General features: G+C 69.4%; 17 protein-coding genes and 2 pseudogenes. 11 read left to right on the top strand and 8 right to left on the bottom strand.

The window, feature by feature from the left end; genetic code table 11:
* Positions 1-45 precede the first annotated feature (45 nt).
* Both StrepF001_RS12040 and StrepF001_RS50055 read right to left on the bottom strand, forming a co-directional pair.
* Positions 46-1,701, bottom strand: coding sequence for an IS1182 family transposase (locus tag StrepF001_RS12040; RefSeq protein ID WP_129798229.1), 1,656 nt, complete (start codon positions 1,699-1,701; stop codon positions 46-48).
* Between the two features lie 97 nt (positions 1,702-1,798).
* Positions 1,799-2,008, bottom strand: a complete 210-nt coding sequence (locus tag StrepF001_RS50055) for an Arc family DNA-binding protein (RefSeq protein ID WP_129798230.1) — start codon at positions 2,006-2,008, stop codon at positions 1,799-1,801.
* 17 nt (positions 2,009-2,025) lie between these two features.
* Here StrepF001_RS50055 and StrepF001_RS12050 point away from each other — a divergent pair, with 17 nt between their 5' ends.
* Complete coding sequence (locus StrepF001_RS12050) at positions 2,026-3,324, top strand: RNA-guided endonuclease TnpB family protein (RefSeq protein WP_129798231.1); 1,299 nt, start codon at positions 2,026-2,028, stop codon at positions 3,322-3,324.
* 22 nt (positions 3,325-3,346) lie between these two features.
* Here the strand turns inward: StrepF001_RS12050 and StrepF001_RS12055 are convergent.
* The 3 genes and pseudogenes from StrepF001_RS12055 to StrepF001_RS12065 form a co-directional block, all read right to left on the bottom strand.
* A pseudogene (locus StrepF001_RS12055) lies at positions 3,347-3,535 on the bottom strand (antibiotic biosynthesis monooxygenase); the annotation flags it as partial.
* 85 nt (positions 3,536-3,620) lie between these two features.
* Positions 3,621-4,298, bottom strand: coding sequence for a hypothetical protein (locus tag StrepF001_RS12060; protein ID WP_129798447.1), 678 nt, complete (start codon positions 4,296-4,298; stop codon positions 3,621-3,623).
* Positions 4,299-4,544: 246 nt separating this feature from the next.
* Positions 4,545-5,558 carry a LacI family DNA-binding transcriptional regulator gene (locus StrepF001_RS12065; RefSeq protein WP_129798232.1) on the bottom strand — a complete coding sequence of 338 codons (1,014 nt, stop codon included), beginning with the start codon at positions 5,556-5,558 and terminating at the stop codon, positions 4,545-4,547.
* 152 nt (positions 5,559-5,710) lie between these two features.
* Here StrepF001_RS12065 and StrepF001_RS12070 point away from each other — a divergent pair, with 152 nt between their 5' ends.
* The 6 genes and pseudogenes from StrepF001_RS12070 to StrepF001_RS12095 all read left to right on the top strand — a co-directional run.
* Complete coding sequence (locus StrepF001_RS12070) at positions 5,711-7,534, top strand: sugar-binding domain-containing protein (RefSeq protein WP_129798233.1); 1,824 nt, start codon at positions 5,711-5,713, stop codon at positions 7,532-7,534.
* 125 nt (positions 7,535-7,659) lie between these two features.
* Complete coding sequence (locus tag StrepF001_RS12075; RefSeq protein WP_129798234.1) at positions 7,660-9,003, top strand: extracellular solute-binding protein; 1,344 nt, start codon at positions 7,660-7,662, stop codon at positions 9,001-9,003.
* A 36-nt stretch (positions 9,004-9,039) separates the two neighbouring features.
* The gene (locus StrepF001_RS12080; RefSeq protein WP_129798235.1) at positions 9,040-9,945 is read left to right on the top strand and encodes a sugar ABC transporter permease; all 906 of its coding nucleotides are present in this window, start codon (positions 9,040-9,042) and stop codon (positions 9,943-9,945) included.
* Between the two features lies 1 nt (position 9,946).
* Positions 9,947-10,882 (top strand): carbohydrate ABC transporter permease, encoded by a 936-nt coding sequence (locus tag StrepF001_RS12085; RefSeq protein ID WP_129798236.1) that lies wholly within the window; start codon positions 9,947-9,949, stop codon positions 10,880-10,882.
* A gap of 42 nt (positions 10,883-10,924) precedes the next feature.
* Complete coding sequence (locus tag StrepF001_RS12090; RefSeq protein ID WP_129798237.1) at positions 10,925-12,364, top strand: glycoside hydrolase family 43 protein; 1,440 nt, start codon at positions 10,925-10,927, stop codon at positions 12,362-12,364.
* 288 nt (positions 12,365-12,652) lie between these two features.
* Positions 12,653-13,084 (top strand): annotated as a pseudogene (locus StrepF001_RS12095) (transposase); the annotation flags it as partial.
* Between the two features lie 43 nt (positions 13,085-13,127).
* On the opposite strand, the gene StrepF001_RS12100 reads toward StrepF001_RS12095, so the two are convergent.
* The 3 genes from StrepF001_RS12100 to StrepF001_RS12110 all read right to left on the bottom strand — a co-directional run bounded on the left by StrepF001_RS12100 (position 13,128) and on the right by StrepF001_RS12110 (position 17,499).
* Positions 13,128-15,566 (bottom strand): SpoIIE family protein phosphatase, encoded by a 2,439-nt coding sequence (locus StrepF001_RS12100; protein WP_240797428.1) that lies wholly within the window; start codon positions 15,564-15,566, stop codon positions 13,128-13,130.
* Positions 15,567-15,846: 280 nt separating this feature from the next.
* Positions 15,847-16,686: an enoyl-CoA hydratase/isomerase family protein gene (locus StrepF001_RS12105; RefSeq protein WP_129798239.1), complete on the bottom strand. Its 840-nt coding sequence runs from the start codon at positions 16,684-16,686 to the stop codon at positions 15,847-15,849.
* 114 nt (positions 16,687-16,800) lie between these two features.
* The gene (locus StrepF001_RS12110; RefSeq protein WP_129798240.1) at positions 16,801-17,499 is read right to left on the bottom strand and encodes an SDR family oxidoreductase; all 699 of its coding nucleotides are present in this window, start codon (positions 17,497-17,499) and stop codon (positions 16,801-16,803) included.
* A gap of 362 nt (positions 17,500-17,861) precedes the next feature.
* On the opposite strand from StrepF001_RS12110, the gene StrepF001_RS12115 reads away from it, so the two are divergent.
* From StrepF001_RS12115 to StrepF001_RS12130, 4 genes are all read left to right on the top strand, one after another.
* Positions 17,862-18,308, top strand: a complete 447-nt coding sequence (locus StrepF001_RS12115) for a helix-turn-helix domain-containing protein (protein WP_129798241.1) — start codon at positions 17,862-17,864, stop codon at positions 18,306-18,308.
* 668 nt (positions 18,309-18,976) lie between these two features.
* Complete coding sequence (locus StrepF001_RS12120) at positions 18,977-19,462, top strand: Type 1 glutamine amidotransferase-like domain-containing protein (RefSeq protein WP_346656923.1); 486 nt, start codon at positions 18,977-18,979, stop codon at positions 19,460-19,462.
* A gap of 131 nt (positions 19,463-19,593) precedes the next feature.
* Entirely contained in the window at positions 19,594-20,082 is a 489-nt protein-coding gene (locus tag StrepF001_RS45555) for a hypothetical protein (RefSeq protein WP_165396236.1), read from the top strand.
* 132 nt (positions 20,083-20,214) lie between these two features.
* Entirely contained in the window at positions 20,215-20,988 is a 774-nt protein-coding gene (locus StrepF001_RS12130; protein WP_240797430.1) for a transposase family protein, read from the top strand.
* The last annotated feature ends 43 nt before the right edge of the window (positions 20,989-21,031 follow it).

The following is a 21,031-nucleotide window of genomic DNA, read 5'->3' on the forward strand; positions in this document are numbered from 1 at the left end:
GCAGGGTGCCCGGTCCTTCAGGACTTTGTTGGCGGATTCGGTTGATCAGGCGGCCAGTTCCAGCCCGAGGCGGGCGAATCGGCTGATGTGGGTGGTGCCGATGGGGGTGCCGGTCCACCAGGTGTTCAGGCGGTGGAGGTTGAGTCCGGCGGCGGTCAGGACGTGGCCGAGGTGGGTCTTGCGTAATCCACGGTAGGGCGTGGTGCGTGTCCGGGTCACCCGGACGGCCTGGGAGATGGTGCCTTCGACCCCGGCTAGTGTGCCGTAGGCGGCCTGCCACTCGTCGGTCTGCTGCTCGCATCGGCGCTGGTCGAGGGCTTCCTGCTGGGGCTGGGTGAGCAGGGTCAGGCTGCGGCCCCACTTGCTCTTGGCGCTGGTGCACGCTGCGCGCACCGGGCAGGCGTCGCAGTCGGTCTTGGCGAAGTGGACCCGGATGATCTCGGTGCCGGTGGGTTTGCGCTGCTCGGACCAGCTGACACTGCGCTGCCCTCGAGGGCAGATGACGGTGCGGGCCGGCCAGTCGACAGTGAAGGCGTCCTGTCCCAGGCCGTCCCCGGCCCGGCCCTGGGCGGTGGTGTCGGCGAAGACCGGCCCCATCAGCTCGATGTCCTGCCCGGCCGCGGTCACCAGCAGTGCGGCGGAGGTGTAGCCGGAGTCGACCAGATGGACTGCGGGCAGCAGGCCGCGTGCGGCCAGAGCACGGTGGACGGGCTCGGTGATCTCCACGTCGGGAACAGTGGCGTCGGTGGTGGCCACGTTCGTGATCAGGTGCGGAGCATCCGACTCGCAGGTCTCGGTGAAGTGGACCTTGTAGCCGTCCCAGCCCGCGCCGCGCTTGACGCTGTAGCGGGTGTCGGCGTCGTAGGGGCTGGACAGCCTCAGCCTGCCCGGCGGGAGGTCCTTGCCCTCCCGCCAGCGCACCCCCTTGTCGTCGCGGTGGTACTGCTGCACCCACGCGGCCCGCAGGACCTGCACCGCCTCCATGTGACGCAGCCAGCCGGGCGCGTCGGGCGCATAGGCAGCTTCCAGCAGCGCGAATCCGTCCTGTCCCACGCTCAGCGCCCACTGCTGCCGCGCATCGGCCCCTTTGGGGAAGCGGAAGGAGTCGATGCGCTTGCCGTAGCGCTCGAACCACTCCGGGACGGCGATCTGCCGCAACCAGCCGGGCGCCGCGGCCGCCAGCGTCTCCAGCGCGGCGCGCAGGGTCTCGCCCACGAACTCCATCCGGTTCAGGGTCCGCACCTGGGCCAGCACATGCGTGGAGTCGGTGCGCTGGCGGCCTCCCGCCCGCAGTAGCCCTAACTCACCCACCCGTTCCAGCAGCCGGTTAAGGACCAGCTCCTCCAGCCCGTGCGAGATCAGCCGGTCCCGGAACTCGCTGAGCACCGAGAAATCGAACCCGGGATCGTCCAGCTCCAGGCCGAGCGCGTACTTGACGTCGATCCGCCCACGCACCGCATCCGCGGCCTGCCGGTCCGTCAGCCCTTCCGCAAACTGCAGCACGCTGACCATCGCCAGTTGCCCCGGCGACCATGCCGGGCCGCCCCGGCACGGAAACGCCGAAGCGAACTGTTCGTCTTCAAACAGCGGACCGAGCTCGTCCCGGATCCGCATTGCCAGGCAACCCTTGCGGAACGCGGCCCGCGCCACCCGCGCGGTGGCCTCCGGGACGGACGGTGCGGGCACAGGGCGCAGCGACATCGCAGCCCTCCCTTGCCTCCCCGCGAGATGAGACCGAACCCTGCCAGACTGCCCGACCAAACAAGATCGCCAAGGGCGAATCCGCCAACAAAGTCCTTCAGGGCCGGGATGAATGCCCGCTCCCGCGTAGCGGGGCAGGGGAAGCAGAATCGCCGCCAGGGCGATTCTGCGTTCCGGAAGGTACGGCGCTGAGGGCGACCTCAAGCAGGTGCAGAATCTCGGCGTTGAGGGACCGCCGGTCGGTGACCGCCTGGTCGGTCAGTTGTTGGTGGAGGTCTTCGGGGATACGGAGCGTGGACTTGATCATGCCGCTACTGTGGCGGCATGGCAAAGTTCCGTATGTACCCGACGCGTGCGCAGGAAGAGCAGATGCTCTTGCACTGCGCGCACGCACGGTATGTGTGGAACCTCGCCGTCGAGCAGCACTCGCACTGGCGCAGGTGGCGCAAGTCCGCACCTGCTTTCGCCGAGCAGTGCCGCCAGCTCACCGAGGCCCGGCGTGACAACGAATGGCTGCGTGCTGGCAACGCGGATGTGCAGCAGCAGGCCCTGAAGGACTTCACCAAGGCCAAGAACGCCAAGTTCACCTCCGACTTCGGTGAGCCGACCTGGCGCAAGAAGTACGTGCACGAAGGCTTCCGGGTCATCGGTACCGATCGGCTGCCGGAGTTCGAGTCGGACGGGTCGCCGAGGCAGAACGCCAAGGGCAAGCAGGTCATGGGCCGCTCGGTGGTAGTACAAAAACTCAACCGGCGCTGGGCTCAGGTGAAGGTGCCTGGTTGCAGCTGGGTCCGGTTCCGACTCAGCCGCAAGGGCAACGGTTCCGGGCTGCCGCAGGCGAAGACATTCCGGGTCACCTTCCGTAACGATCAGTGGCATGTCGCGTTTGCGGTCATCCCCGAACCGATCGACGCACCCGGCACGGGCGAGGTCATCGGCATTGACCGGGGCGTGAAGATCACCGCAGCGCTCTCGGACGGGCGGAAGCTGAACTGCCCGCAGCTCACCGTCAAGGAACGGGCGCAGATCCGCAAGCACCAGCGCCGCGCAGCCCGCGCGCCCAAGAACAGTCCGGAGAAGACCGCCGGGTATGCGAAGGTCGCCAAGCTCAAGGCACGTGAGGCAAACCGGCGCAAGGACTGGTGCGACAAGACCTCAACGATGCTCGCCCGCACCTATGACTTGGTACGGTTCGAGAAGCTGAACATCAAGAACATGACCCGCTCGGCCAAGGGCACCGTGCAGGAGCCGGGTAAACGAGTCGCCCAGAAGCGGGCTCTCAACCGGGCTGTCCTCGCCCAGGGCTGGGGCCTGCTACGGCAGCGCACCGAGCACAAGGCTCCCGGCCGGGTCGAGGACGTACCCGCCCCGTACACCTCCCTGCGATGCAGCGCCTGCGGATGGATCGACAAGAACTCGCGCAAGAGCCAAGCCGAGTTCCGGTGCACCGAGTGCGGCTTCACCTGCAACGCAGATGAGAACGCAGCAACCAACGTCGCGGTAGGACAGAGCGGGATTCCCCGCCCCCGGCGCTCAGCCGGTACCGGAGGGGTGACAACGGCCACCGGCCGTTCGAGCGCCCGTGAACCTCAGCCCACCTGGGTTGGAATCCCCCTCTTTTGAGAGGGGGAGGATGTCAAGTATGGAAGGACTCCTCGTCGCGCCAGCGCGTGTAGACGAGGTAGTTGTCGGTGCCCTCGACGGGCCGCAGGAGTTCGAACCACTCGAACCCGTCAGAGCTCTCCACGGCGTGCGCACGGGAGGCGAAGCGCTTCTCCAGCGTCTCGCGCTGCTCGGCGGGGACGGTCAGTACGTTGATCTTGACCACGCTCATGCTCCTCATCCTGCCGCACGGCAGCCGGCAGACGGGCGCCGCCCCGCACCCGGGGAGTCGTCGGCCGACGATGCGCCGCTCGGGCTCACACCTCTTCGGCGAGCAGCTCGCCCAGCGGCTCGCCCGCTCCCCAACGCCGTAACGCGGAGCCGTCGAGCAGGCAGGTCTTGCCCTCTCGTCGCGCCCATCGCATGTCGCGGGCCGCGAAGGTACCCCGGTGAACGACAAGGCGGAGGCCCTCCTCGTCCGGCTTCCCGCGGCGCGTGGGGGGATGGGGCGGGTCCTCGTCGGGCAGGGGCTCGGCCACCGGCCGAAAGGCCACGTCCAGGTGACGGCCGTCGGTGTTTCGCGCGCACACGCGCGGCCGGTCGGGCGCGGGCATCAGCCGCACCCGCCACCCGTCCCGGCGCAGCATCCGCGCCACGGCCAGCGCGAGGTCCTCGGTGTCGAGTTCGAGAAGCTCGTCCGGCGTGTAGTACCCGAGACGCCGACGAGCACCCGGACGCCGACGGCGCACCCAGAGCGTGACGGCGCAGCCGGTGACCATGGCACCGGCGAGCGGGACCGCGATCCCCGCGGCACGGTAGCCCCAGGAGAGCAGCGCGACCAGGGAGCACACCGCCGCCACCACGAGCACGAGCGTCGGCAGTACATCGCGGAACCGGGGCCCGTACAGTCCGCGGGCTCGCAGCAGGCGCACGGTCTGCCGCCGCCGCGCACGACGTGACTCGAAGGTGCCGGACGTCCACGACAAGCGCGCCACAGTGTCAGCCCCCAAGCCATCCCCGATGCCACCGCGATGTGACTACCCAGTGCGCGGCCAAGTGCCGTATCAATGGCGGGAATTCGGCCATCAGAGCCCGCGCACGGAAGCACGCGGGGGTGCATGCGGGGGTGCCAGCAGCGAGGGTGATGCCCGCGGGTGGCCCGTGCCCTACGCGGCGGGGCGGAGGCGGAGCGGCCGGCCGGTGTCGGGCCCATGGAGGCGGTCGGGTCGCCCGCCCCTGCGTCAGCCCCCGCTGCTCTCCCGCACGATGACCTGATGCCCGGCCACATGATCCTGCAACGGCCCCCCGTCCGGATCGTCGATCCGCTCCAGCAGCAGGGACACCGCTGCACGCGCGATCTCTTGCTTGTCCGGTGCGACGGTCGTCAGCGAGGGTACGCTGAAGCGGGAAGCCTCGATGTCGTCGAAGCCGACCACGTCGAGGTCGTCGGGCACCGAACGGCCCAGCTCGTGCAGGGCGCGCAGGGCGCCCAGCGCCATGTGATCGTTGAGGCACAGCAGCGCGTCCGGGGGAGTGGCCCGCTCCATGAGCGCCGTCGCGGCCCGGGCCCCGTCCTGCCAGTGATACGCCTCCACCGGCACCACCAGTCCGGCGTCGAAGGGCAGACCGGCCGCCTTGAGCGCCTCGCGGTAGCCGTCGGTGCGCAGTCGGTCGGTGCCCTGGCGGCCGCGGACGGCGCCGCCGATCACGGCGATGCGGCGCCGCCCCCGGGCGAGCAGGTGTTCGGTGGCGTCCCGGGCCGCCCTGGTGTTGTCGATGCCGACGTGGTCGGTGCTGCCCTCGACGGAGCGCTCGCCGAGCAGGACCACGGGCAGCCTGCGGTCACGGGTGGCGAGGTCGTGGGGGAGCAGGGCCAGCGGGCTGAGGATCAGACCGTCGGAGAACTGGGTGTCGAAGCCGCGCAGCGCGGCCAGTTCGCGTTGGCGCACGGCTCCGGTCTGGTGGAGCAGGACGGTGCGGCCGCGCCGGTCGGCCTCGGCCATGACGTGCTTGGCCAGCTCGGAGAAGTAGGCGACGTCGAGTTCCGGCACGACCAGGGTGATCATGCCGGTCCGGCCCTGCCGTAGCTGACGGCCCGCGATGTTGACCCGGTAGCCCAGCGCGTCGATCGCCTCGCGCACGGCGGCGCGGGTCTGCTCCGAGACGTGCTCGAAGTCGTTGATCACGTTGGAGACGGTCTTGGGGGAGACCCCGGCGTACTCCGCCACGTCCTTGAGTCTTGGTCTGGCCGCCACGCTGTCCCCATCCTTTCGGTCGACGTGATCGTACCGACCCCGAGAAAGCGGTTTTCCTGCCGGATCAGTCTCTGCACAGGTGTTTACATCGATGTAAATCTCATGGTGACATGAGCCTCGCACCGACCGGCACTCTCGATGCAAGGAGCACCATGTCCGTCCCGCACCTCCCGGACCCGCCCCGCCCCGAACACCCCAGGCCGCAGTTCGTCCGTGAGGCCTGGCTCAACCTCAACGGCGAGTGGCAGTTCGAGATTGACCGCTCGGACACCGGCCTGGAGCGCGGCCTGCCCGCACGCGACCTCACCGGCACGATCGTCGTCCCCTTCTGCCCCGAGTCGGTGCTGTCCGGGGTCGGGGAGACCGACTTCCTGGAGGCCGTCTGGTACCGCAGAACGGTCACCGTGCCCGCCGACTGGTCCGACGCCCGCGTTCTGCTGCACTTCGGGGCGGTCGACCACGACACCACGGTCTGGGCCAACGGCAGCGAAGTCGCCCGGCACCGCGGCGGTTTCACGCCCTTCACCGCCGACCTCGGCGACATCGCCGTACCCGGCGAGGAGCTGACGATCGTCGTACGGGCCCGGGACAGCCGCCACGGCGTCCAGGCGCGCGGCAAGCAGGCCACCTGGTACGCCAACTCCCACTGCCACTACACCCGTACCACCGGCATCTGGCAGACCGTGTGGCTGGAGGCCGTACCGCGCACCGTCGCCCTCAAGCGCCCGCGCATCACCCCCGACCTGGCCTCCGACTCCTTCTTCCTGGAACTGCCGCTGACCGCCAACGCGCCCGGCCACCGCGTCCGCGCCACGCTCTCCGACGGCCAGGGGGACATCACCGCCGCCGAGGCCCGCGCGGACCTCGACCTGTGCCCCAGGCTCGTCCTGCCGCTGCCCGCCGACCGCCTGCGCGTCTGGTCCCCGCAGGATCCCCACCTGTACGACCTGACCCTGGAAGTCCTCGACGTCGACGGGGCGGTCGTCGACGCGGCACGCTCCTACGCCGGACTGCGCTCGGTTGCCGTCCACGGCAAGCGGCTGCTGCTCAACGGCACCCCCGTCTTCCAGCGCCTCGTCCTCGACCAGGGCTACTACCCGGACGGCCTGATGACGGCCCCGAGCGACGCCGACCTGGTCCGGGACATCGAACTGGGCCTGCGCGCCGGCTTCAACGGCGCCCGCCTGCACCAGAAGGTCTTCGAGGAGCGCTACCTCTACCACGCCGACCGGCTCGGCTACCTGGTCTGGGGCGAGTTCGGCGACTGGGGCTGCGAGGTCGGCGTCCGCGACGACAACCAGCGTCCCGACGCCAATTACGTCACGCAGTGGCTGGAGACCCTGGAGCGCGACTACTCCCACCCGTCGATCGTCGGCTGGTGCCCGCTGAACGAGACGTACCAGCCCCTGCACGACCGCATCACCCAACTCGACGACGTCACCCGGGCGATGTTTCTGGCCACCAAGCAGGCCGACCCGACCCGCCCGGTGATCGACGCCTCCGGCTACGCGCACCGGGTGGCGGAGACCGACGTGTACGACTCCCATTGCTACGAGCAGGACCCGACCGCCTTCGCCAAGACGATGGACGGCCTGGCGCAGGACCGGCCCTACACCAACCGGGGCCCGGACGGACGGCCCTGGTCGGTGCCCTACCGCGGACAGCCGTACTTCTGCAGCGAGTTCGGCGGCATCTGGTGGGACCCGCAGGCGGCGGCCGCGGCGGGCAACGAGCCGGACACCTCCTGGGGGTACGGCGAACGGCCGTGCAGCGCCGAGGAGTTCATCGACCGCTTCGCCGGCCTGACCGGCGTACTGCTGGAGGACCCGGACATGTTCGGCTACTGCTACACCCAGCTCACCGACGTCTTCCAGGAACGCAACGGCGTCTACCGCTTCGACCGCACCGACAAGGTCGACACCGCGCGGCTGCGGGACGCCCAGCTGCGCCCGGCAGCATTCGAACAGGCGCCGTAGCCCCACCGACCCCACTGCGGAAGCAGTGAACCCTGCCCGTCAATTACATCGATGTAAAACCGACGGCGGCGGCAGAGGGCGAGGCCCACGCCCACCCCCCTCCCGTCGCCCGGGGAAGGAGCCCCATGACCGGCCTGCCCGCACCAGTCGGTCGCCCCGGACCGACCAGGCGCCGCCTGCTCACGAGCGCCCTCGCCTCTGGGGCCGCGGTCCTCGGTGCCGGCGCGCTCAGCGGCTGCGGATCCGCACTCGCCGCCGACGAGTCGACCGTGCGCCTCTGGGACCTGTTCAGCGGGGCCGACGGCGGCCTGCTCAACGACATGGTGCGCACCGCGCGCCCCGACATGCCCGGAACCCGCGTCGAGCGCACCGTCCTGGAGTGGGGCACCCCGTACTACACCAAGCTCGCCATGGCCTCCGCGGGCGGCCGGGGCCCGGACGTGGCCGTCGCCCACATGTCCCGCCTGGCCGGATACGCGCCCACCGGCCTGCTGGACCCGTGGGACCTGGACGCCCTGGCGGAACACGGCGTCGGCCAGGGCGATTTCGCCGACGCGGTGTGGTCCCGCACCCAGTTCGACGGCAAGACCTACGCCATTCCGCTCGACACCCACCCCTTCATCGTGTTCTTCCACCCCGAACCGGCCGCCAAGGCAGGCCTGTTGACCAAAGGCGGCGCACTGGACACACAGGCCTTCAACTCACCCGCGAACTTCCTGGCCGCCGGAAAGGAACTCGCGAAGGCCTCCGGCAAACAGGGCATCGCTTTCGGCTACGTCACCGACAGCGCCCAGGGCTGGCGCCTGTTCTACGGCCTGTACCGGCAGACCGGCGGAGCCTTCCGTCTGCCCGAGGGCGGCCCCGCCGAGGTCGACGTGGACCGCATGGCGGAGGTGATCGCCTTCATGACCCAGCTCGTCGACGGCACGGTCAACCCCCGCCGGCTGGACTACGCGGCGGCCATCGCCGCCTTCGCCAACCGGCAGACAGCGATGATCCTTTCGGGGGAGTGGGAGCTCGGCACCTTCCGCGCCGCGGACGAGAACGTCTCAGCGGCGCCTTTCCCCACGGTGTTCGGCACACCCGCCGTGTACGCCGACTCCCACGCCTTCGTCCTCCCGCACCACCCCGACCCCGACGCCGAGCACCGCCGCCGCACCCACCGCGCGGTCGCCGCCCTTCTCAAAGCGGGCCAGATCTGGGCCACCGCCGGGCACATCCCGTCCTACCGGCCCGTGACCCGCACGACGGAGTACGAGCGTCTGAAGCCGCAGGCGCACTACGTGCAGGCGCAGAGCCACGTCGTGCTCGACCCGGCCGTCTGGTTCGCCGGCGCCGGATCCGACTTCCAGAACGCTATGTCCCAAGTCCTCCAGCAGGCCCTCCTCGACGGCCTCGCGCCCGACCGCGCGGCGCGCGCCATGGTGCGGCGCCTGAACACCTTCCTCTCCAAGCCCAGCCCGGCCTGACCCCGGCTGCGAACGACCCGCGCAGGAGGCACAACGATGTCCTCTCCCCACGCCTCGCCCCGCACTGGGGCCCTGTCGGTACGCCGGCTGCTGCCACCCGGCCTGCTCTTCGCCCTCCCCTTCCTCACCCTCTTCGCCGTCTTCATGCTCTGGCCGCTGGGCCAGGGACTGTGGATGAGCCTGACCGACCAGTCCCTGTCCGCCCACGACCCCTCCTACGTCGGCCTCGACAACTTCACCGAAGCCCTCAAGGACGCGGAGATGTGGCGCGCCCTCGGCCACACCGTGTGGTTCACCGTCCTGTCGACCGTCCCGCTCGTCGCCGTCGCCCTCGGCATGGCCCTGCTCGTCCACACCGGCCTGCCCGGCCAGTGGGTGTGGCGGCTGGCGTTCTTCGCCCCCTACCTGTTGCCCGTCGGCGTCGTCAGCCTGCTGTGGATCTGGCTGTACCAGCCCGACCTCGGCCTGTACAACCACCTTCTCGACCTGCTCGGCCTCGACCAAGTGGCCTGGCTCAGCGACGAGTCGGTCGCCATGTGGGCGATCGTCCTGACCACCCTGTGGTGGACCGTCGGCTTCAACTTCCTGCTCTACCTGGCCGCGTTGCAGTCGATCCCGGACCATCTGTACGAGGCGGCCGCCATCGACGGCGCCGGGGCCTGGCGGCGCCTGTGGTCGGTCACCCTGCCCCAGCTCAGCCGCATCACCATGGTCATCACGGTCCTTCAGATCCTGGCCTCACTGAAGGTGTTCGACCAGGTGTACCTGCTGACCAAGGGTGGCCCCAACAACTCCACACGCCCGGTGATCGAGTACGTGTACGACATCGGCTTCACGGGCTATCGGCTCGGCTACGCCTCGGCGATCAGCTACATCTTCTTCGCCCTCGTCATCCTCGCCTCCGCCGCCCAGTACACCGCCCTCCGCCGCCGGGAGAAGTGACATGACCTCCACCGAACTGCCCGTCCGCCCTGCCCCTCAAGTCACCGGCGGCATAAGGGATCTGACGGCCCGGCGCCGCGCACCACGAGGGCGTACGCACCTCAGCCTCGGGGAGGGCAGAACCTCCCGCCTGCTGGCCCTGGCCGCGCTCACCGTGATGGCCGTGGTGTGGCTGCTGCCCATGGCGTGGGCGCTGCTGACCGCCTTCAAGACCGAGCAGGACGCGAGCGACCCCGACCACTGGTTCTGGCCCCCGGACGGACTGACCTTCGACGGCTTCAGCACCGTCTGGAAGCGCGGGGACCTGCCGCTGTGGATGCTCAACAGCTTCCTCATCTCGGCCGCCGTCACCGTGATCACGGTGCTGGTCTCGGCGATGGCCGGATACGCCTTCTCCCGCACCCACTTCGCCGGCCGGCGCCGGCTCTTCGCCCTCACCGTGGCCGCCGTCCTCGTCCCGCCCCAGCTGCTCATCGTGCCGTGGTTCCAGCAGATGCTCAGCCTGCACCTGCTCGACACCTATGCCGCGGTGATCCTGCCGCAGACCGTGGCACCGGTGATGGTGTTCATCCTGAAGAAGCACTTCGACTCGCTGCCCAAGGAGCTGGAGGAGGCGGCACGCATCGACGGGGCCGGCCACTGGCGCGTCTTCTGGTCGGTACTGCTCCCGCTGTCCCGTCCGATGCTCGCCGCCGTCGCGATCTTCGTGTTCATCGGCGCGTGGAACAACTTCCTGTGGCCGTTCGTGTCGACGTCCGACCCGGCCCTGATGACCCTGCCGGTCGGCATCACCTCCGTGAAGGACGCCTACGGCATCCAGTACGCCCAGTCCATGGCCTCCGCAGTTCTGGCCGCCCTGCCCCTCGTCGTGGTCTTCATGTTCTTCCAGCGGCACATCGTGAAGTCCGTGGCGACGACCGGTCTCGGCGGCCAGTGAGTACCTGTCGCCGTTCTTTTACATCGATGTGAGGAGTCATTCGTGCGTACCCGCCCTCGCAGTACCCTCCTGGCAGTCCTCCTGGCCCTCCTGCTCGGCCTCGCCGTCGTCCCGTCGTCGACCGCCGCACCCAAGCCGAAGGCTGCCGCGACGGGGACGTTCCGCAACCCGCTCAACCCCGGGCCCGACCCGTACATGACGCACTTCAAGGGCAACTACTACCTCACCACCACCCAGGGCGGCAGCATCCGCATGTGGCGCTCGCCCTCGCTGAGCACTCTGCTCACCGCAGATCCGGTGACCGTCTGGACGGACACCGACCCTTCCCGCAACCGCAACATCTGGGCCCCGGAGTTCTACCGCTTCGGCGACCGCTGGTACCTCTACTACACCGCCGACGACGGCATCGACGACCACCACCGGCTCTACGTCCTGGAGTCCGACGGCGACGACCCGGCCGGCCCGTACCACTTCAAGGCCAAGCTCACCCCACCGAACCACGCTTCCGACTTCGCCATCGACCCGGCCGTGTTCCAGCACAACGGCCGCCTCTACCTGGCCTACAGCGGCATCAACCAGTACCAGCACAACGGCCTCAACGTCGCCCCGATGGCCAACCCGTACACCGTCTCCGGCAACGCGGTCGCCCTCGATGCCGCAGGCGGCTGCCCCGAGGTTCGCGAGGGCCCGGAGTTCCTCAACCGCAACGGCCGTACCTGGATGACGTATTCGACCTGCGACACCGGCAAGCCGGACTACCAGGTCTGGATGCTGTCCCTGCCCAACGGCGGAGACCCGCTGCGGCCCGCGTCCTGGACCCAGCACAACGGACCGCTGTTCTCCCGAGCCGACGACCGCGGCGTCTACGGCCCCGGCCACCACGCCTTCTTCAAGTCCCCCGACGGCACGGAGGACTGGATGGTCTACCACGCCAAGACAACCTCGACGTACACCTACACAGACCGCACGACCCGCGCCCAGAAGATCACCTGGAACGCCGACGGCAGCCCGAACCTCGGCCGCCCGCTCGCCCTCGGCGCCACCCAGGACCTGCCCTCCGGCGACCCGGGCTCCGGCACCTACTGGATCAACGACGACGGCCGCTCCAGCGGCGCGGGAACCGTCGCCTACACGGGCACCTGGAACAGCGGTACCGGCTGCGCCACCCAGTGCTTCTGGAGCGACGACCACTGGAGCGACCGGGCGGGCAACACCGCCACGTTCACCTTCACCGGCACCCGTATCGCCCTGCTGTCCGTCCGCGACACCGGCAACGGCATCGCCGCTATCAGCGTCGACGGCGGCACGGAACAACGCGTCGACTTCTACGGCGCGATCCGCACCGGCGAGACCCTCCAGTACGTCAGCCCCAAACTCCCCTACGGCACGCACACCCTGCGGATCCGGGTGACCGGGGAGCGCAACGCCCAGTCCCAGGCCGCGTTCGTGAGCGTGGACCGGGCCGAGGTTTACACGAACTGAGGGAGGCGCCCGCCACGCCTTCAGCCGCGACTTTCCTGTACCACAAGTAACATGATCCACTTCTCTCGCGGGTGCACCTCGCGAGTGCAGTCTCGCGGTCGGTCACCTCGGCACCCGTGCCTTTTCAACCTCCCTCCGCGAGCACCTCCGAGGGGGAGTGTCTAATCAACGGCGGATCTGATGACCAAGGAGACGCGTCTGATGACGGAGACCGCCGTGGAGAACGAGCAGGCCGAGCCGGTGGTTCAGGCACCGTCGAGTGCGGTGTCGGACGAGCAACTCGTTGCGATGCTGGTTGACCGGGCCCGGAACGAGGGGCTGCAGCTGACAGGCGAGGGCAGGCTGTTGCAGCAGCTGACCAAGAGGGTGTTGGAGTCCGCCCTGGAGGGTGAGATCACCGACCACGTCGGCTACGAGAAGCACGAGCCGGCCGGGAAGAACAACGGCAACAGCCGCAACGGCACTCGGGTGAAGACCGTGCTGACCGATGTCGGCCCGGTGGAGGTGAAGGTGCCCCGCGACACCGCCGGCACCTTTGAACCGCAGATCGTCAAGAAGTGGCAGCGCCGCCTGACCGGCGTCGACGAGATGGTGCTGTCACTGTCCGCGAAGGGACTGACGCACGGGGAGATCTCGGCTCATCTCGCCGAGGTGTACGGCGCCGAGGTGTCCGAGCAGACCATCTCCACCATCACCGACAAGGTGATGGACGGCATGGCCGAATGAGCGTTGCCTCACTGCCAAGCAGGAGACCGCTGGTGCGTCAGAGTGTGGGGGCATTCTTTGGTGTGAGGCATTGTTCGGCCCAGGTGAGTTTGCCGTTGGGTGTGTGGCGGGTGCCCCATCGGCGGCTGAGTTCGTCGACGAGGAGGAGGCCTCGTCCGTTGTCGTCGGTGATGTGGGGGTGACGCCGGCGCGGGGTGCTGTTGCTGGTGTCGTGGACCTCGCAGGTCAGGGCGTGGTGTCGGATCAGGCGGAGGTGGACGGGGCCGGTGCCGTGGCGGACGGCGTTGGTGACGAGTTCGCTGACGATCAGCTCGGTGGCCGGGGCGTGATGCTGCAGGCCCCACCGGGCCAGTTGGGCGGTGGCGAAGGATCGCGCGTTGCTGACGATGGCGGGATCGGCCGGGAACTCCCAGGAGGCGACCTGGTTCGGGCCGAGTGAGTGGGTTTGGGCGAGGAGCAGCGTGACGTCGTCACACCACGCCTTGGCGGGCAGGGCGTCCACCGCGGATGAGCACAGGTCCTCCAGGGGCAGGCCGGGGCGTGCCAGCGCGGTGCCAAGACGGTTCATGCCGGCGCTGATGTCGCGGTCGCATGCCTCGATCAGGCCGTCGGTGTAGAGGGCGAGGATGCTTCCCTCGGGGAGCTCCAGGGTCACGGACTCGAAGGGGACCAGTCCTACGCCGAGCGGGGCTCCGGTGGGCAGGTCGGGGAAGGTGACGCCGCCCTGCGGGTCGACGATCGCGGGCGGGGGATGGCCGGCCCGCACCATGGTGCACTGCCGGGTGATCGGGTCGTACACGGCGTACAGACATGTGGCGGTCATGGTGGCGCCCGGGTCCTGGGGGTCGGCGTCCTCCTCCGTGAGGCGTGTGATGGTGTCGTCGAGGTGGGCGAGTACCTCCTCGGGAGGCAGGTCCAGGTTCGCGAGCGTCCGTACGGCGGTGCGGAGTTGGCCCATGGTGGCGGCGGCGTTGATGCCGTGTCCGACGACGTCGCCGACGACGAGGGCGAGGCGGGCGCCGGACAGCGGGATGACGTCGAACCAGTCGCCGCCGACGCCGTGGTGGCTGTCGGCGGGCAGGTAGCGCCAGGCCACGTCGGCGGCGGATCCGCCGCTGGCGTGGTGGGGGAGCAGGTGGCGCTGCAGGGCGAGGGCCGCCGAGCGTTCGCGTGCGTACTGGCGGGCATTGTCCAAGGACAGGGCGGCCCGGCTGACGAGTTCTTCGGCCAGGAGCAGGTCGTCCTCTTCGAACGGCCCGCGCTCCTCGGCCCGCATGAACATGGCCACGCCCAGCGTGTCGCCCCGCGCGTGGATCGGGACGACCATCAGCGAGTGCATGGCGTGGTCGCGGACTTTCTGTGCCCGGGCCGTGTCGGGACGGTCGGCCCATGTGCCGCAGGAGGCGTCCACCTGCGGTTCGAGGTGAGACTTTCCCGACTGCAGGACCTGCGTGATGGACGACACCGGCGGGACGAGGACCGGCTCTCCCGGCGCGAACAGGGCTTCGGCGGCCCCTTGGTGGACCGATGCGTAGCCCGCGCGGCGGAAGGTGGGGATTCGTCCGCGCCGCGGGCCGGGGTGCGTCAGGGGCTCGGTGCCGAGTGGCACAGTCTCTGCCAGGTCGACAGTGGCGTATTCAGCGAGGAGGGGCACTGCGAGGTCGGCCAGTTCCTGCCCGGTCCGCATGACATCGAGCGTGGTTCCGATCCGTTTGCCGGCCTGGCCCAGGATCGCCAGGCGTTCGTGCGCCCGCCGGCTGGCGGTGACGTCCACGCTCACGACGCACACGCCCAGCGCCCGGCCGGCCGCGTCGTCGAGGCGGAAGAGGGACGCCATGAACGTCGGTTCGCGGCGCGTATGTGCCCGGGCGAGGGCCTGGAACTCCACGTGGGTCGTCTGCGCGCCGCTCTCCAGCACCTGGCGCATCAGTGCCTCCAGTGTTTCCGCCTGCGGTCCGGGCGCCGCCTGCGTCAGCCTGCGCCCCAGCCGTTGCTGGAGAGGGATGCCGTCCCTGGCGCCCTGGGTTTCGTTGACCCAGGTGCAGCGCAGCTGGGTGTCGCGTACTACGACACCGATCGGCACGCTGCCGGGGATCTGCGGAGCCGCCGGAAGGGGCGGCATCGTAGGTCCGTCCGTCGGCCACGAGGCTTGGGTGGTCGCGTCGGTCGCCGACACGATCCACCTGGTCTGGCCGTCCTGCCCGGACAGCGGCTGCGCCCACAGACGCACGTCGATCCCGTGACCGTCGCGGTGCCGGACGGTGGTGAAGGCCGACCGGCGTGAGGGGGCATGGGCGGTTGCCAAGACCGCTGCTTTCGCCCGGTCGTCGTCAGTCGCCAGCAGGGCGGCGGCGGAGCGGCCCACCACTTCAGCGGCCGTGCACCCGATCAGCCGCTGGGCGGCCTGCGTCCACCCGACCACCGTGCCCTTCGCGTCCAGCAGGGCTATCGCCGCACCGGCCGTCTGGAAAGCCATCTGATCTCGGGTGATTGCCGTGTGTGCAGAGTTCTCCATCGGCTGTACCTTCTGTGTCCGCGCGGTGCGGTTGCCGGATGATGCTTGGCGCCTGAGTGCGCGCCGTCCGGGGTCAGGTGGGGGTGCCCGTCTGGGCGCCCGGACGGCGGCACTGCACACGCCGGGTTCGGCTCGTGGGGTCGGCAGTGGCGACCGGCTCAGCGGGGCTGTGGCCGGCCGCGTTCCTGTGGGCGCCCCGGCACGCCGGACGGCGTCCAGGGGCGCCGCCCGATCGCAGCACTCAGCCCTGGTCTTCGAGCAGATCGGCGAGATGTGCGCCGAACCGGTTCTCCAGGTCCCCCTCCTGCTGCATCCCGCGCTTGAACAGGGCGGCCACCCGCTGCCGGGTCTCGGGCCAGGCAAGGGCGGCCGCGAAGGCGTCGCGACCGTCGAGGAGGCTGTCGACGGACGGTAGGGAGACCTGGTTGACCAGGCCCTTCGCCGCTTCGATCGGGCGCCGGTCGAACGAGGCGATGCGCCGTGCCAGCGTGTCCACGAAGCCGTCCAAGTCGGCGTCGGGGAGGGTCCGGTTGACCCAGCCGTAGCGGTCGGCGGTGTCGCCGTCGAAGTCGTCCGCGCCGAGGATGATCTCCAGCGCCCGGCCCCGACCGGTCAGCAGCGGAAGGCGCTCCGTGCCACCGCCGCCGGGGATGACCCCCGCGCCGACCTCGGGCTGACCGAGGACGGTGTTCTCGCGCGAGGCGAAGCGCATGTCGCACGCGAGAACGAATTCACTGCCCACGCCACGGACACGGCCGCGAATCTTCGCGATGCTCACCACGGGTGACTTGGTGAGGCGGACGAACGTGTCCGTGGGGATGGCCACGCCGGAGGGGCCGGCGTTCTTGGCGATGCCGGCCGAGGCGCCCGACATGTCGAAGTGGGCGAGGTAGAAGCCCGGGTTCGCGCTTTCGCACACGACGACGCGCAGGCTCGGGTTGTTGTCCATCCGCGCGAGCAGGTCCTGCAGGCCCTGGAACACGGTGTGGTCGACCACGTTGAGGGGCGGATTGTCGAACACGACCCGCCAGTAGGCGGGCGTTTCCTCGGCGATGCGCACAGTTGCTGACGGTTCAGTCATGTCGTCCTTGCTCGATTCTGAAGTTAAAGTTGCAAGTCAGGTGGGGGTGCGTCACCACATACGTGCTCGTGCCGGTGTGACGCTTCGGTGAGTTACGGAAGGCGGCGCAGCGAGTCAGGCGGGACGTTGCGTGCTCGTCGGCTGCGACAGGGCGGCCTTGATGCGCCGGGTTCCCTCGTCGGCGAGGACCTCGAACCGGTCGCCGGCCAGGGCCTCCATGGTCAGCTCGGCCACAGAGTCGGCGCTGATCTTCGGTGCGTCGGTCCAGGCGCTGAGGTCGGTCTCCACGAAACCTGCGTGCACCCCTACCACCAGGGTTCCCTGCGTGTGGAGGGTCTGGCGCAGAGCGTCCGTCAACGACCACTGCGCAGCCTTGGAGGCCGCGTAACCGGCGAGGTCCGGATGGCTCGACCAGGAGGCAAGCGACAGCATGTTGACGAGCGCTCCGCCACCGTTGCGGGCCAGGATCGGTGCGAAGGCCCGGGAGACGGCCCAGGTGCCGAAGTGGTTGACGTCCATCGCCTGGCGCGCACCCTCGAAGGTGCCTTCCATGAGCTTGGTGGTGGCGCCGCCGATCCCCGCGTTGTTGATGACGATGGAGACGTCTCCCGCAGTGGCGGCGGCCGCGGCGACGTCCTCCTCCTTGGTGACGTCCAGACGCAGCGGGATGACGTCTGGATCCACCACGCTCGCCGGGTCGCGGACGCCGGCGTAGACCTTGGTGGCGCCGTGGTTGATCAGTGCGCGGGTGAATGCGCGGCCGATGCCGCGATTGGCGCCCGTTACGAGGGCGACGGATCCGGTGATGTTCATCGTGCTTCCTTTGCGGCAGGCCCGCCTTGTTCGGGCGAGCTGTGGGTGAGTGGCTGGTCCGCCACAGGTGGGGGGTGCGGCGTCATGGTGCCTGTACTGCGGTCGGCCTGACGGCTGAGGTCGGTCCACTCGGCGCTTTTGAGCGGTCCGGAGGCGGGGTGACCGTGCCCGCTGGTTCCATAGTAGAGACTGACTTTAATTATGCAAGTCAGACTCTGGGGGCCTTTGGCTGGCCGTACCTGAATTGCAAGAGAAAACTCAGCCGGTACACTGGCTGTACGGCAGTGCAGCAGCTGGGGCCACGGAGCCCCGCGCCACGTAGGAGGTGGGAAGTGCCAACCGGAAGGCAGTTGCCAGGTCTCGTGGATGACGAGCCGGCTTGCTCCATCGAGCGGAGCCTGCAGATTCTCGGCGAGCGCTGGTCCCTGCTCGTACTCCGGGAGGTCTTCGCCGGCAGGCACAAGTTCGCCGAGATCCAGTCGTCCCTCGGCATCGCCTCCAACCTGCTCAGTGCTCGGCTCAAGCTGCTGGTCGAGTCGGGCGTGCTGGACACGCAGACCTACCAGGAGCCGGGCAGCAGGCCGCGACAGAGCTACCACCTGACGGCGGCGGGGAGCGACCTGCTGGTGGTGCTGGGTGCGCTCCAGCAGTGGGGTGACCGCCACCGGCCGCGCCCCTCGGGCCCCTCCGCGCTCCGGCGAGTGCGCTCAACGGGCCGGCCCGTCCATGTCGGGTTCCTCGACGACGAGGGGCGCGAAGTGCCTGCCAACGAGGTCACCATGCTCGCGGACAGGAGCGCCAAGGCCTGATCGCGCCGTTCAGGGCTCTCCGGCGAGCTGGTCAACCGACGGTCCCAGGCCTGTTCTCAGCGGCGTCCCGAGCCGCCGGCTCGGCGGAACTGCTGATCGACGAGTCGGTCATCAGTGCCGTGCGACGCGCCCAGGTCGATGATCCCCTCTCGCCGCGCGGTGAGGCGCTGGGGCGGCTCGCCCGCACCTATTTCCGGTCCTGGGAGCCAGTGAGATCGTCTCATCCTGAAGTCGCTGGTCACGGGTCTGGTGTGACCGGTGGCCGCGGTACTCGTCCTGGTTGGCGGCGTGATCGGCACCAGGTGATCGCCTGCCACGGGGCGTTCGCCGGAACCCGCCGCTGTTCGCGCGTGCTGCAAGCGCCCGAGCCGGTCCTACGCGGCAGGCGGCCTGTTGCGGGAGCTGGATCCTGTTCGGCAGCGATGAGTTTCGCGGTGGTCCCAGGTCTGTATGTCAGACCGCTTCATCGCATTCTAATCGGGAGGTATCGTGCGGCTTCTGCTCACATCCGCCGGCATCAAGAACGCGAGCATCCACGACGCGCTGGTCGACCTGCGGTTGCCGAGGCCAACGCCCTGTGCATTCCCACCGCGGCGTATGCCATGCCCGGCGGTGTCGGTTCGGCATGGCGGTTTATCAGTGGACGATCCGTCATCTCCCTGTGCGAGGTGGGCTGGAAGTCGCTGGGGGTGCTGGAGCTCACCGCGCTGCCCAGCCTCGGCGAGGAGCTGTGGCTCCCCTCGGTCCGAGAGGCCGACGTCCTGCTGGCAGGTGGCGGCGATGCCCTGTATCTGTGTCACTGGATGCGGCAGTCCGGGCTGGCCGACCTGCTGCCGTCGCTGCGCGAGACGGTCTATGTGGGAGCGAGCGCCGGGAGCATGGTGATGGCCCCCAGCGTCGGGAAGGACGTCAGCGAGTCCTACGTCTGGAAGTCGCCCACCGGTGGCGACGGTGCGCTGGGCATGGTCGACTTCTCGATCTTCCCGCACCTGGACCACGAGAATCTCCCGGACAACTCCATGGCCAACGCGCAGAAGTGGGCCGCCGGGATCCCGCGACCGGGGTACGCGATCGACGACGAGACCGCCATCAAGGTGACCGACGGCAGCGTCGAAGTCGTCTCCGAGGGGCACTGGAAGCTGTTCACCCCTTGAGCTGGGGATGGTGTGCTCGCGCTGGTTGCGAGTGTGATCACTAGCAGGTGATCGTCCGTCGGGGGCGGTTTCCGGGGTTCTCGGGCGACGGGGCTGGGCATTCCGTAGGTTCCGCGGCGGGAGGGATGTGGATGACGGACGTGCTGACGTGGACGATCGAGCGGCGGATCGAGCTGGCGGATCGGGCCGAGCTGCTCCGCAAGGAACTGGCCGGGATTGAGTCGGAGGTGGCTCGGCTGGAGGCCGCTGAAGTGGTGTTCGGGCAGTGGGCCGAGGCCACGGACGGCGCGCGTCGGCAGTCGAGGATCTTGGAGCCGGAGCCGGAGCCGGAGCCGGAGCCGGAGCCGGAACGGGTGGTGGTCGGGCCGGGAGCCGGCGGGATGCGGCTGGTGCCGGACCGTGCCGAGGGCATGGGTGTGGAGGTCCTCACGCCCGAGTACCAGCGGATCGTGGAGATCGTGGCCGGCGCGGGCGGGCCGGTGATGGCCAAGGATGTCGCGATCGCCCTGGGCCGCGAGACGACGCCGGGCAAGGTCGAGCCGGTCCGTGGTCAGCTGCGTAAGTTGTCCGACCGGGGCTGGCTGGCGAGGACCGGGGCGGGCCGCTACCTGCCGCGCTGATCGATCGGGGCGGCGGCAGACCGGCCGGTTGTGGGCGTAACGCGAGGGCCCTCAGCGGGAGTTGGGGCGTGTGTGAAGACATCCCGCCCCGCCGAGGGCTCGCGTGACGCTGTCTATCAGGTTCGGCTTCCGGTGTCGAAGTCGACCATCACTCTCGTCGCCGACCTGATACGTGCCCGGCGCAGACAGCTGGGCACCCGCTGGCGGAAGGTGGGCCCGGGTAACCAGGCGGTCATCGTGCTCGCCGTGCTCCGCCATGACCAGCGCCTGGCCGACATGGCCGGCGGCAACAACGTCTCCGCTTCCACCGTGCGTCGCTGGCTGCAGGAAGTCGTCGAACTGCTCGCCGCCCGGGCTCCGCGCCTGGACCGGGCGCTGAAGAAGATCGCCAGGATCGGCGGTGTCGTGGTGCTGCTGGACGGCACTCTCGTCCGCACCCGCCGCCGCACCGGGACGGACGACCGGAAGAACTACAGCGGCAAACACAAGGCCCATGGCCTGCTGTTTCTCGCCCTGACCGATGACAAGGGCAACCTGATCTGGATCTCGGCGGCGAAGCCCGGCCGCTCCAGCGAGACCACCACCGCCCGCCACAACAAGATCACCGGACACCTGCGGAAGGCCGGGCTCGCAGCCCTGGCCGACCTCGGCTTCGTCGGCCTCGATGACCACCCCGACGACGACCCGGTGATCATCACCGGCCGCAAGGCCACCCGCAGCCACCGCCTCACCAAGGCGGAGAAGGACGCGAACCGGCTACTCAGCCGCGAACGCGCTGCGGTCGAGCACGGCTTCGCGAACCTCAAGACCTGGCGCGTACTGACCAAGCTCCGGATGAACGCCCGCCACGCGACCACGCTCCTGCGGGCTCTGCTCGTCCTGGCGAACGCCGAAATCCGGCGGTGACAGACGATCACCCGCCCACGATCACGCCGTCGGCCAGCCCGAG

Source organism: Streptomyces sp. F001 (assembly GCF_004187715.1).
Classification (GTDB): Bacteria; Actinomycetota; Actinomycetes; order Streptomycetales; family Streptomycetaceae; genus Streptomyces; species Streptomyces flavusporus.

Excerpts from the sequence above, each read along its gene's own strand:
- StrepF001_RS12040 (WP_129798229.1), bottom strand. The coding sequence starts at position 1,701 with ATGTCGCTGCGCCCTGTGCCCGCACCGTCCGTCCCGGAGGCCACCGCG.
- StrepF001_RS50055 (WP_129798230.1), bottom strand. The coding sequence starts at position 2,008 with ATGATCAAGTCCACGCTCCGTATCCCCGAAGACCTCCACCAACAACTG.
- StrepF001_RS12050 (WP_129798231.1), top strand. The coding sequence starts at position 2,026 with ATGGCAAAGTTCCGTATGTACCCGACGCGTGCGCAGGAAGAGCAGATG.
- StrepF001_RS12070 (WP_129798233.1), top strand. The coding sequence starts at position 5,711 with ATGTCCGTCCCGCACCTCCCGGACCCGCCCCGCCCCGAACACCCCAGG.
- StrepF001_RS12075 (WP_129798234.1), top strand. The coding sequence starts at position 7,660 with ATGACCGGCCTGCCCGCACCAGTCGGTCGCCCCGGACCGACCAGGCGC.
- StrepF001_RS12080 (WP_129798235.1), top strand. The coding sequence starts at position 9,040 with ATGTCCTCTCCCCACGCCTCGCCCCGCACTGGGGCCCTGTCGGTACGC.
- StrepF001_RS12085 (WP_129798236.1), top strand. The coding sequence starts at position 9,947 with ATGACCTCCACCGAACTGCCCGTCCGCCCTGCCCCTCAAGTCACCGGC.
- StrepF001_RS12100 (WP_240797428.1), bottom strand. The coding sequence starts at position 15,566 with ATGGCTTTCCAGACGGCCGGTGCGGCGATAGCCCTGCTGGACGCGAAG.
- StrepF001_RS12105 (WP_129798239.1), bottom strand. The coding sequence starts at position 16,686 with ATGACTGAACCGTCAGCAACTGTGCGCATCGCCGAGGAAACGCCCGCC.
- StrepF001_RS12110 (WP_129798240.1), bottom strand. The coding sequence starts at position 17,499 with ATGAACATCACCGGATCCGTCGCCCTCGTAACGGGCGCCAATCGCGGC.
- StrepF001_RS45555 (WP_165396236.1), top strand. The coding sequence starts at position 19,594 with ATGACGGACGTGCTGACGTGGACGATCGAGCGGCGGATCGAGCTGGCG.